The following is a 12,258-nucleotide window of genomic DNA, read 5'->3' on the forward strand; positions in this document are numbered from 1 at the left end:
ATCCTATTTATCAAACTGCTACGGAATCGTATTTATGCATAGTTTAAAATGGCTAACTTTTTTATTAGTCATCAAAATAAATACATTAGTAGCAGTTACTTTGATTGAGCCTAATATTCGATTTCAGCACTTAAACCTTGAACAAGGCTTATCTCAAGAAGCTGTTCTTGCTATTCATCAAGACAAAGATGGGTTTATGTGGTTTGGTACTCAAGAAGGTCTTAACCGTTTCGATGGGTATAACTTTAAAGTATTTTCTTACGATCAGAACGATCAAAACTCAATATCTTCCGATTTGATTTTAGCGTTAGGTGAAGACGCCAGCAAGAACCTTTGGGTTGGCACAGATGGAGGTGGGCTAAATCGATTTGATGCTAACAATCTAGAGTTTACCCGATATCAACATTCCAAAAAAAAAGGTGCTATAAGTAACAATAGTATTAGAGTTATTTTCTCTGATAGTGCTGGTCGCCTTTGGATAGGAAGTGATGGCGGGTTAGATAAATATGATGAAAATACAGATAGTTTTAAGCATTATAAGTATGACCCCTATAACCAAAACTCACTAGCAAATAATAAGGTTAGAGACATTGTCGAAGACTCTTTAGGCTATCTTTGGATTGCATTGGACGGTGGAGGTCTTAACCGTTTTGACCCTCTTAAGGAAACTTTTACAAGGTTCAATCGAAATGTTTCTACTTCGATGCAATTGTCAAGCGATCGTTCACGAGCATTGTTCATTGATAGTAATAAAAATTTATGGGTAGGTAGTTACGATAACGGCGTAAGTATGCTCCCATTTGGTGCCACAGAATTTGTCCACTTTTCACATAATCCACAAAATCCTAATAGTTTAAATAACAACCAGGTTCGTGACATTCTTGAAGATCCGGAGGGGTTTGTCTGGATTGCAACTGATATGGGGTTATCGCGCTGGAATCAAGAAAGCCAAAGTTTCTATAACCTTAGGCATGATCCACTTAATCGCTTTAGTCTTGGATCAAATAAAACAACGCAACTTTATTATGACAACGGCGGTGTTTTCTGGGTTGGTACCTACGCTGGATTAAATAAGTGGAATAGTGCGACTAAAGCATTTAAGCATTTACATCATGTTCCCACACAAAAATTAAGCTTAACCGACAATGGAGTTAATGCGATCCACCAAAGCTCATCGGGTGATATATGGGTGGGAACCTATAACGGATTAAATCAGATTACACAGGATAAAGTGAATCACTATCATCCGACTAATACAGTTGAAGGGCTTTCTGGCCGCAAAGTCATGTCGTTACATGCGGACTCTAAAGACCACCTTTGGATTGGAACTAAAAATAATGGGCTTAACCTATTTGACATTAATACAAAAAAATTTACTTCATTTAAACACTCTGCAGAAAATGAAAATAGCTTAAGCGCTAATGGTGTAACGGTTATCAAACCAGCATCGAATGGCAACCTTTGGGTGGGTACTTTTAAAGGTGGTCTTAATTTGTTTGAGGTAGACAAGGCAATATTTACTCATTTTAAAAAAGATGTAAAAAAACCTGAAAGTTTAAGTAGTAACAATATTTTAGCTATTGAAGTTCGTAAAGATGGTCTACTCTGGTTGGGAACCTGGGGCGGGGGACTAAATTTATTCAACCCGTTTAATCAACAAGCACTAGTTTTTAAGTCTGATCCATTAAACTCATATTCAATATCAAGTGATCACGTATTGACATTGCACGAAGATAAACTAGGTAATTTATGGATAGGAACCTATGGAGGAGGGTTAAATAAATTATCTAGATCGGATAGGAAGAACGGCACCTATAAATTCACTCAATATAATCGAAATAGCGGCCTACCAAGTAATGCTATTTATGGAATAGTTGAAGATCAAGATGGATTTCTTTGGTTGAGCTCAAATCGTGGCTTGAGTAAATTTGATCCCGTTTCTGAATCGATCTTAAACTATGATTCCTCCCATGGCTTACAGGGTAATGATTTTAATGCTGGTGCCTACTTTAAAGATGATTCAGGTTCTTTATATTTTGGTGGTTCTAACGGATTGACAATTTTTAATCCTAAAGACATCCAGCCAAATTCTCACCAGCCGCCAGTTGTGTTAACAAAATTTCTTAAAATGAATAGCGAAAGTCATGAAAATAATAAACTACGAAATCTAAAAAAAATCGACATCCGTCATCAGGACTACTTTGTTGCTTTTGAATTTGCTGGGTTAGATTATGCGCAACCAAATAATAATCAATACCGCTATATTCTCGAAGGTTTTGATGAGAATTGGATCAATGCAGGTAATCTACGTAGAGCGACTTATACCAACCTTCCTGCTGGTAGTTATAACTTTAAGGTGATGGCCGCAAATAATGATGGCGTATGGAGTGAGCATGGTATCGATTTAGCAGTCACAGTGTTACCCGCGCCCTGGAAATCTTGGTGGGCCTATATTGCCTATGCAATTATATTAGTTTTATTGATTGTAGCTTCTGCAAAAGCCTATATAGCTAGAAATGAAAAAGCGAAAGAGTACCGTGTAGAACTTGAAAAAAACGTCAGGATAAGAACTGAAGAGCTACAGTTTGTAAATAGTAAATTACAAAAAGCCAGTGTAACAGACCAACTGACTGGGCTAAATAATAGGCGCTATCTAGATGACGTCATAGACAAAGTGATAGCTGATACCGATCGACGTTTCTACGAGCTAGACGAACCTAATTCAACTAACGCAGAGTCTAAACATCGTCTATTTTTCTTAATGTTTGATTTAGATGGATTTAAACCTGTCAATGATACATATGGTCACTCGGCAGGAGATAGAGTCATAACTGATGTTGCCAATATACTAAAGCGTACCTGTCGTCGCTCAGATACTTTAGTCCGCTGGGGCGGTGATGAGTTTTTAGTTATCGGTACAGCAAATAATGAAGAAGAAGTAGTGTTACTCGCAGAAAGGCTCCGTAAAAGCATTAGCCAAGAGCCTTTTGAAATAGGCTTAAAACAAAAATTACATCTGTCTTGTTCTATTGGTTTTTCGTTTTACCCTTTTCATAAGAGTTATCCGCATCTACTAAGCTGGGAACAAGTGCAAGCTATTGCAGATAAAGCGCTCTATCGCTCTAAAGCTTTAGGGAGGAATACTTGGGTAGGTATTAGTCAGTCAGAAAAAAAACCACAAGTCTCTTTTATGAACCAACTATCAAATAGTTTAGATAAAGTCGTTGAAGATGGTTACGTGAAATTAGTGTGTAATACACCAGAAACAACTGAAGTATAAGAACAGCAATTACCGCAATGTAATTAATAGAAGATTAAGTGGATAGTGAAAACTATTTGAGGAAAATTGAGTGCTAGCATTAGATATAAGCCAGGTAACAGAAAGGTCAGTCGTAGTATTTGATCCTGACTCAACTATCATGAGCTTAATTGAAAAAAACTTGAATGAACAGGACATTAGTCTCTGTTTAGCTGAATCTAAAGCTCAGCTAAGTTTATTATTAGAGAGATTAAAACCGAATGTAATCATTCTACCAGAATGTATAAAGAACAGCTGTGGATTTCAAATTTGTCGAGAAATAGAGCCCCAATCAAAAGGAATTGGCTCAGAAATTTTTATGCTTACGCAAGGCATAAGTCCTGACGAGTCAGAAAAAGCATTTAGTAACGGCGCGAGTGATTTTATGCCACTACCATTTTGCACAGAAACATTTAGACAAAGAACATTCCACTTAATTACCAAAAGTACGACTAAGCAAAATGAAAAAACGATGTTCAATCAAATAACCCGTTATGATGCATTAACTGGATTAACAAACCGACAAAGCTTTGTTGAGCTTGTTAATACTAAGTTAGCACAAGCTAGAAATAGTTTTGTAACTTCCGGGCTACTAGTCATAGACTTAGATAATTTCAAACGATTCAATGATACTTTAGGGCATGACTTTGGCGATAAACTACTTGTAGAAATTAGCAAAAAATTGAGTAAGGCCCTTAGATCAAGTGATATATTTATGGTTAAGGCAGACAGTCAAAGCGCACCAGAGCAATTAGCAAGAATAGGTGGCAATTTATTTACAATTTATCTTGAAAATATCGAAGCGCAGAGCTCGCTAGAGAGAATAGCAAAAAGATTAGTTAAAACAATCAATCAACCTATCACTATAAATCAACAGGAAGTTGTCGTATCTCCTAGTATTGGCGTTTCCATGTACCCGAAAGATGGAACTGATGTTAAGTGTTTACTAAGAAATGCCGAAAAAGCAATGTATATAGCAAAGAGCAAAGGTGGCTGTGGCTATCGAACTTACGATATGGCGATGAATGCGTCCGCTCGTAAACGATTAAGATTAGAAACCGATCTGCGAAAAGCACTAGCTAAAGATGAGTTACATTTACATTATCAACCTCAAATTGATAGCCGAACGGGAAGGGTGACCAGTGTTGAGGCTTTATTAAGATGGTCACATCCAACTTTAGGTTTGGTTTCACCTGACGAATTTATTCCAATTGCTGAAGAGTCTGGACTAATAGTCAACATTGGGAACTGGGTACTATTTAACGCATGTGCACAAGCTAAGCTGTGGCTCGACAAAGGAGCGCATTTTACTAGAATGGCAGTCAATGTATCAGCCTGCCAATTTGACCATCCTAATTTTTTAGATAATGTTTTTGCAGCTCTAAAGGAAAATAAACTAAGTGCCTGCCACTTAGAGCTAGAGCTTACTGAAAGTATTATTATGAGCAACCTTGGCGAAAGCGTACAAAAGTTATTGCGCTTAAAAGAAATGGGGATACGCTTAGCCGTCGATGATTTCGGAACTGGCTATTCATCGTTATCTTACTTAAAGTCACTACCCATCGACACCTTAAAGATCGATCGCTCCTTTATCGGTGATATTTCGGAGGCGAGTGAAGACTGCGCTATAGTAAGTGCAATAATGGCACTAGCTGAAAAGCTAAAGCTAAAAGTAGTCGCGGAAGGGGTGGAAGATATCTGTCAGATCAACTTTCTTAAGCACAACTATTGTGCGCTATTACAAGGTTATTACTTTAGCCGACCGAATAGCGCATCAGTAATTGAGAGATTACTAATTAACCAATATAAGGAAGCAATCCACGTAGATTCGAAATAAATAAGCTTTACTCAACCGACTTTCAAAAATATTGCGATGTTGAATAAAGAACTATTAAATTATTGAACGGTTTTATATTAACTCGATTTGGTTGCAATTTGTTTCTTCCATTTATAAAAAGTGGGCTCACTCATACCCATTATAGTCGAAGCGATTGTCGGGTTATCACCATACTGATTAAGTACCTCATTCATCAAAATTAATTTCAGCTGTTTTATACTATCTTTACCGATATAAATGTCACCTTGAATCAATGGTATTAAAGTATCGAGCACTAGCCCCCACTCTCTAGGCCTCTCTGGCTGTATTAACTCTAATTTTTTCAACCTGCGTCTCACGGTACTGTTTGCTAAACCTAATCGTAACGCAACTTGCTTTGAATTACCTTTACAAACTTTAAAGGTTTCCATAACTAAATCATCCTCTAACCATTGGCCAATAAAAGCTCTGTTCAAAACATTATTCTCGCGAAAAAACGTTAAAAGCTCGTTAACACCTGCCTTAAATGACGTGAGAATATTTTTTTCATTTAAGCTAGTAGATAAAGCGGCATAAGGTTTAGGAGAAGAGTAAGGATGACTCATTTTAGTAGGTGATGAATGAATGGTAGAAATACTTCGCTCATCATTTATTTTCTCTTGTTGATATATATTCACTATTTGCGAACTTTGGTCGTTATTGAGGCTATTAATGTTAAGATCTTTGCATGTTATTAGATTGTCCTCACATAACAAACTCGCTTGCATCAGCTTATTTTCTAGTTCACGAACGTTTCCTGGCCAATGATAGCTGAGCATGCTTTGGATAGCATCTTCTGCAAGAGTCTTAAGAGGCTCTTCATGTTGAATGCTATAGCGCTTAAGAAAGTGTTTTGCGAGTAGCAGTATATCGTCTATGCGATGTCGAAGGGGAGGAGGCCTCAGTACAACAACATTAAGTCGATAGAATAAATCTTGCCTAAAGTTTCCAAGCTTGACTTCATCCTCAAGATCTCGATTAGTAACGGCCACTATTTTAACATTCACACTAATTGTCTGCGTACCGCCGACCGGGGTAAACTGTTTTTCTTGTACAAATCTAAGTAGTTTTGCTTGTACTTGTATTGGGAGTTCACCTATTTCATCTAGCATTAAAGTACCACCGTCGGCTTCAAGTATGCGACCTTTGTTAGCATTTTGGGCACCGGTGAAAGCTCCTTTTATATATCCGAAAAGCTCTGATTCAATTAGCGACTCAGGAATTGAACCACAGTCGACAATTACAAACGGCTTATCATAGCGGCTCCCTAGTTGATGAATTGTATGCGCCAGCCGCTCTTTACCTGTGCCACTCTCGCCAATAATTAGCGTTGTAGTATTTGACTTCGCGGTTCTTTGTACTTTATTCATTAGTTTTTGCATTACTTCAGACTGATAATGCAGTTCGCTGGCGTTTATACTTTGTTTCAACTCGCTAAGTTCCGCCTTTAATTTGTCCTGTTGCGAAAGCAGTTGTAAGTTTAATTTTTTTTCTAACGTTGCTCTGACATGAGCTCGACCTAGTTGTTTTACTAAGGCAATTAACAATAATTGACTGTCACTCGCTATACTAAAAACGTTTTTCTTACCAACTAAAGTAAAAATTAATTCATTGTCATTAAACGGAACGATAAATAACATTTCATCGTTGTCTAGAGCGGTCAATATAGGCGTAAAAGGTTTATTGCTTGTAACAAGCTTCTTTATATACTTTGTATAATCAGATTTAGGGGATGATATCGTAGAAATATTTTCATCAGCATCTATCGCATAACAACAGTCTATAGATAATTTATTAGGCGTTTCTAATTTGAAGAGTCCTGCAAAATGGAAATTAAAGGTTTTTGCTAGTCTCACAATAAAATTTTCGAGTAAACTGTAGAAATCATTGTTAGTAGCTATAAGATTGGATATATCCCAGAGCAATAACATGTTTCTGTAATCAGTAGCAGTATCAGCAGTAAAAATATTGCCGATATGATCTGGGTGATAACTAAACTTTTCTAATTGCTCTTCTTGCCAGACTACAAAGTGAGTCGTTTTTTCTTGTTTAGCAGCGAAAAGCGCTTGGTCAGCTTTTCCTATCAAATCATTGACAGGGTCAGATACTAATTCTACGTTATCATTTCTGTTAAAAATTGAAATGCCAAAATTAAAATCAGGTGAAAGGGTACCATTCAAGTACTTTGATTTTGATAGGGATTTTTGTAGTTTTTCGAGTAATGGCTGCAGCTCTGAAGTCAGCTTGATTTTAGCTCCTACGGCAAACAATGCTCCTCCAAAGCGACTTAATAAATCGCTTTTACGTACCGAACTAACAAGTTTAGTCGCTATTTCACCAATAACAGAGTCTCCAGCGTCATGTCCAAATTTTTTGTTAATCTGTTGAAAGTCCATGGGATTAATCAATATTAGCGCAACAACGTTTGCAGAACTTAAGAGTTCTCCTAAACGATTTTGAAAGTCAACTCGTCCAGACAGTGAGGTAATAGGATCAGACAAGAAACGCTTATTTTTTTCAGCTTCTTCAATAAGATAACTACCCAAATAAAGCAGTTTACTCAAAAGTGGAGCATGATTCATAAATGGTACATGTAGGTTATCGTTTTCTTGTAACCAGTTTGGAGGGGATTGTTTAAATATCAAGCCTAAGCAAAGCCAAACTGGTTCAGATTGTTCGTTATTAACCGCTAATGTGTCTATACGCTTTTCTTTAATACAGAGTGGATTTTTCGCTTGATATAGTGAGTGTAAATTTGAAATATTCAAGAAAATTAATTTTGAACATGCTATTTTTCCATTAACGACAAAGAAATTAGAAGAACCGGAATGCTGACTATGCAATGGCCTAATTAACTCTTCGAGAGAGGAATTCGATTCAAACTCTGGTAGTTTAGCTTGCGTATTTTTATATACGGCAAATGCTTTTTCTGTATTGTTAATAGGGTATAGGCATAAATTAACTGAGGCCGCATTGCTATAAGTTGCTATCGCGTCAAGATAAACATCAATTGTATTTCGACTAGAATTCATTGCGGGTAGAGACGCTGCTTATTTTCAAATTAGTTACACACATAGAGTTAAACACTAAGTGTAGTTCAAATATTGAGTAATTATATCAATTAATGCTGCCGTATCTAGCTTCTAGGTTGTTTTTTAAACAAGGTTTACAAGAGGTAGCCAAAGTCTAAAGCATAGTGTCATTTCACATAGTAGGATTATTTCAATTTTGCCCAAGCGTTTTGCTACTTTCTTTTGATCTTGTGGTAACTAGTTGGTTAGTGATAGCGAGGAGTGCTTACCATTCAAGCTTAGTTTCTAGTAATTTTTTGTTTCGTTGTTACTCGATATAAGGTTTACGCAAATGAGTTGCATTCATAATTGAACTTTTACATAATTCGTGTATTCTAAGAGCACTTAATTAAAAATAAAACCGTTATTATGCAAAGCAAGCCCATCAATATTGCCGTAATGTTACTGACTTTTATCTGTCAGGTTACATTTGCGTCAGCAATGGCCTGCGATATGATGAGTTCAAAGGGACAATTAAGTGAGTCTAGCGCGCAAGTGATGGACCATTCGATGCATAATATGAACTCGCACGAGCAAGCTGATGAGTTAGCGGCTGTCGACGATTGCTGTAACCAAGAAGAGCACTGCTCTATGGGAAGTTGTTACTCCTTGGCACTTTCCCAATTAATTAGTGATTCAAGCTTTATAAAATCTTCAACTCTAGCGGCTCAAGCGATCTCGCTTGCAGTCAGTCGAATCCCCACTTCGCTTTACCGCCCACCCATTCTAGCCTAATACAGGGTAGATCCGTCTGTATCTCGGTGATTTTCCCTCGTTTTATTAAAAGCTAGGTTAATTATTTCTATCAATTGATCACTGCCAATACAGCATAATTTTTACTTATTAATTTTTAAATTCCGCTAAAGGAATAACCCATGAAAAAAGCACACTTTTTACTGCTGATTTGCTTGTTAACTTTGTCTAAAAATGTGTTTTCGATGCAACTGACCGAACCATTAACACTTAGCCGAGCGATTCAACTGGCACTTGATAATGATCCTTGGCTAGTCAAAAGCTTGCATCTTGAGAAAGCATTGGTCGCTGACAGTGTGGCAGCTAATACATTACCCGATCCCAAGGTTTCTGTAGGCCTAGCGAATATTCCTACGGATAATTTCGCGTTTAACCAGGAGGGGATGACTCAGTTTAAGCTAGGTGTCAGTCAAATGTTCCCTCAAGGAGATAGCTTAGCATTAAAATCTAAGCAGTATAGCCTCCTCAGTGAGCAGCAACCGTACCAACGAGAAAATCGTAAAGCCATGCTTACAATGCAAGTAACACAGCTCTGGCTAGATGCTTACAAAGCGCAGTTAAGTATTACTTTGATTGAAGAAAATAGAGCTCTATTTGAACAGCTAGCTGATGTGGCGCAAGCAAGCTATTCTTCTGCTGTTGGTAAAACCAGGCAGCAAGACATTATTCGGGCACAACTAGAGTTAACCCGCTTAGATGACAAGCTAACTAAATTAAGTCAACAAGAAATGGTTACGCGGCAGCAGCTGATGGAATGGTTAGGTAATCAGTATTCTTCAGCCTACATGAGCGCTAGTAATCAACAGGGTTTTGCCCAGCTTAACGATATAGAGTTTGCAACTAAACTACCAAGTGTGAGCCCCTTATACCCAACAAGTTTTCTCAAAAGTAGCACTATTCATGCAAATAGCCTTGCCAAAATGGTTGAAGCCCACCCGCTAATTAAAGCAGTCGATACTAAAGTCGCAGCCAGTAAAGTATCCATTGATTTGGCTAAACAAAAGTATAAACCCAGCTGGGGAATCAACGCTAGCTATGGCTACCGTGAAAACATGCCAAGTGGACAAGTACGCACCGACTTATTCTCTTTGGGAGTCACATTTGACTTACCACTGTTTACTGCAAACAGACAAGACAAACAAGTTAGCTCCGCTATCTACACTACCGAGTCAATTAAAACTGAAAAGTGGATTTTGTTAAGAAATTTCTTAGCAAAGATTGAGGCGCTAAAAGTACAGTTGCTCAAGCTAAACGAGCGACAATCACTTTATAATGAGCGTTTATTACCGCAAATGTCAGAACAGGCTGAAGCTTCATTGACTGCGTACACTAATGACGATGGTGATTTTGCAGAGGTCGTTCGTTCTAGAATAGCGCAGCTCAATGCAGAAATAGATGCACTTGATATTAGCGTCGAGCGATTAAAAACAATTAGCCAACTCAATTATTATTTTTATAGTAGTGAGCAGCAACAAGCTTCTGCTTCACTTGGAGAATAACCATGCAAAAACAATTTTCATTTTCGTCAGCGGTTATCGGGTTAGCATTTGGAATCTTAATAGCGGGCATTTATTTCCTTTTTGGAGCTAGTGATAGCAGCACCAAAGTTGCGTCGGCTTCGACTTCGGAGCCTTTATACTGGGTTGCACCAATGGATCCAAATTACAGACGAGACAAGCCAGGTAAATCGCCAATGGGCATGGATCTTATTCCTGTATACGCAGAAGCAAATGATGCAGGAGATGCTGGACCTGGCACTATTAGCATTTCACCCGAAGTGATTAATAATTTAGGAGTGCGAACTGCCAAAGTTACGCGCGCAAAGTTAAAACCTAAAATGACAACTGTCGGGTATATTCAATACGATGAAGATCAATTGATTCATATTCATCCGCGTGTCCAAGGGTGGATAGAAAAGCTATTTATAAAAGCTGAAGGTGACCCAGTAAAAAAAGGCGAGCCCTTGTATCAGATTTATTCACCCGAACTTGTTAATGCGCAAGAAGAATTTTTGCTCGCATTAGAGCGTAAGAATGAACGTTTAATACGCGCAGCCAGAGAACGTTTAACTGCGTTACAACTTCCGCAACGAAGTATTCAAGCTTTAATTGAAACTAGAAAGGTTTCGCAAACCATCACATTTTATGCGCCTCAATCGGGAGTGGTCGATAATTTAAAAGTGAGGCAGGGCTTTTTTGTTCAGCCAGGTACTACCTTAATGTCGATAGGTGCGCTTGATCATGTATGGGTAGAAGCAGAAGTATTCGAAAGGCAATTACCATTTGTTGAACTGAATATGCCGGTGACAATGACCTTAGACTATCTACCGGGGAAAGTTTGGAAAGGAAAGGTAGATTATATTTACCCCACCTTAAATGCTAAAACTCGTACCGCTAAACTCCGTTTAAAGTTTGATAATCGCGATCGCCAGCTTAAACCTAATATGTACGCGCAAGTAGAAATTCATGCTGACTCGTTAGAGGAAAGACTAGTTGTACCGAGAGAGGCTGTTATTCGCACCGGTAATCAAAATCGTCTCGTACTCGCTTTAAATGGCGGCAGATTTAAGTCAGTTGAAGTTATCTTAGGACTACAAGATGATAAGTCGATTGAAGTACTTGAAGGCATAAGTGAGCAAGATAATATTGTAGTTTCTGCGCAGTTTTTAATTGACTCAGAATCAAGCAAAACTTCAGACTTTAAACGCATGCTGGTCAAACAGGATAAGCCCGAAGCTGTATGGACAGCAGCTAGGATAAATTCGGTCATTCACGAAAGTCGTACGGTTAACGCGACTCATAGTGCTATAGCTGAGTGGGACTGGCCAGAAATGACTATGGATTTTCTGCTTGAAAAATCAGTAGATTTACAGCAACTGAAAGCCGGAATGAATTTACATATTGAAATAACCCGCGACTTAAATAAAGACTATATAATAAGCGATATTCATATAATGGACGAAGCAAGTGTTGAATCAGAAGAAGAGGTACCTTGGGCGGAAGTAGACGGCGTAATTAATTCTATCGATAGAAATTCTCGTTTGCTCAATATTAGCCGAGGGCCTATCGCTAAATGGAGTCGACAAGCGGCAACTATGGATTTTATTTTGGCTGATAATATCGACATTAACCAACTAACAGCTGGCAAGCAGATAAAGTTTCGATTTGAAGTAAAGGATGATTTGATAATTGTAGAATTACTTGCCATGAAGACTGATGATGAAGATTATCAGCAAAATCAAAATCAAAATCAAAATCAAAATCAGCAACATCATTAGGAGA

Annotated in this window: 6 protein-coding genes; 5 read left to right on the forward strand and 1 reads right to left on the reverse strand. The window is 37.9% G+C overall.

The window, feature by feature from the left end:
* Nucleotides 1–34: 34 nt before the first annotated feature.
* Both ACUR5C_RS08150 and ACUR5C_RS08155 read left to right on the forward strand, forming a co-directional pair.
* Nucleotides 35–3,280, forward strand: coding sequence for a ligand-binding sensor domain-containing protein (locus ACUR5C_RS08150; RefSeq protein WP_454467861.1), 3,246 nt, complete (start codon nt 35–37; stop codon nt 3,278–3,280).
* A gap of 70 nt (nt 3,281–3,350) precedes the next feature.
* Nucleotides 3,351–5,135 (forward strand): GGDEF/EAL domain-containing response regulator, encoded by a 1,785-nt coding sequence (locus ACUR5C_RS08155; protein WP_454464618.1) that lies wholly within the window; start codon nt 3,351–3,353, stop codon nt 5,133–5,135.
* Nucleotides 5,136–5,212: 77 nt separating this feature from the next.
* Here ACUR5C_RS08155 and ACUR5C_RS08160 read toward each other — a convergent pair whose 3' ends face one another.
* Nucleotides 5,213–8,185, reverse strand: a complete 2,973-nt coding sequence (locus tag ACUR5C_RS08160) for a sigma 54-interacting transcriptional regulator (RefSeq protein WP_454464619.1) — start codon at nt 8,183–8,185, stop codon at nt 5,213–5,215.
* Nucleotides 8,186–8,677: 492 nt separating this feature from the next.
* Between ACUR5C_RS08160 and ACUR5C_RS08165 the strand changes: the two genes are divergently transcribed.
* The 3 genes from ACUR5C_RS08165 to ACUR5C_RS08175 all read left to right on the forward strand — a co-directional run bounded on the left by ACUR5C_RS08165 (nt 8,678) and on the right by ACUR5C_RS08175 (nt 12,254).
* Nucleotides 8,678–8,959 carry a hypothetical protein gene (locus ACUR5C_RS08165; protein WP_454464620.1) on the forward strand — a complete coding sequence of 94 codons (282 nt, stop codon included), beginning with the start codon at nt 8,678–8,680 and terminating at the stop codon, nt 8,957–8,959.
* A gap of 140 nt (nt 8,960–9,099) precedes the next feature.
* Nucleotides 9,100–10,476, forward strand: a complete 1,377-nt coding sequence (locus tag ACUR5C_RS08170) for a TolC family protein (protein WP_454464621.1) — start codon at nt 9,100–9,102, stop codon at nt 10,474–10,476.
* Between the two features lie 2 nt (nt 10,477–10,478).
* Nucleotides 10,479–12,254, forward strand: a complete 1,776-nt coding sequence (locus tag ACUR5C_RS08175) for an efflux RND transporter periplasmic adaptor subunit (protein WP_454464622.1) — start codon at nt 10,479–10,481, stop codon at nt 12,252–12,254.
* Nucleotides 12,255–12,258 lie beyond the last annotated feature (4 nt).

The organism is Aliikangiella aequoris, from assembly GCF_053709105.1.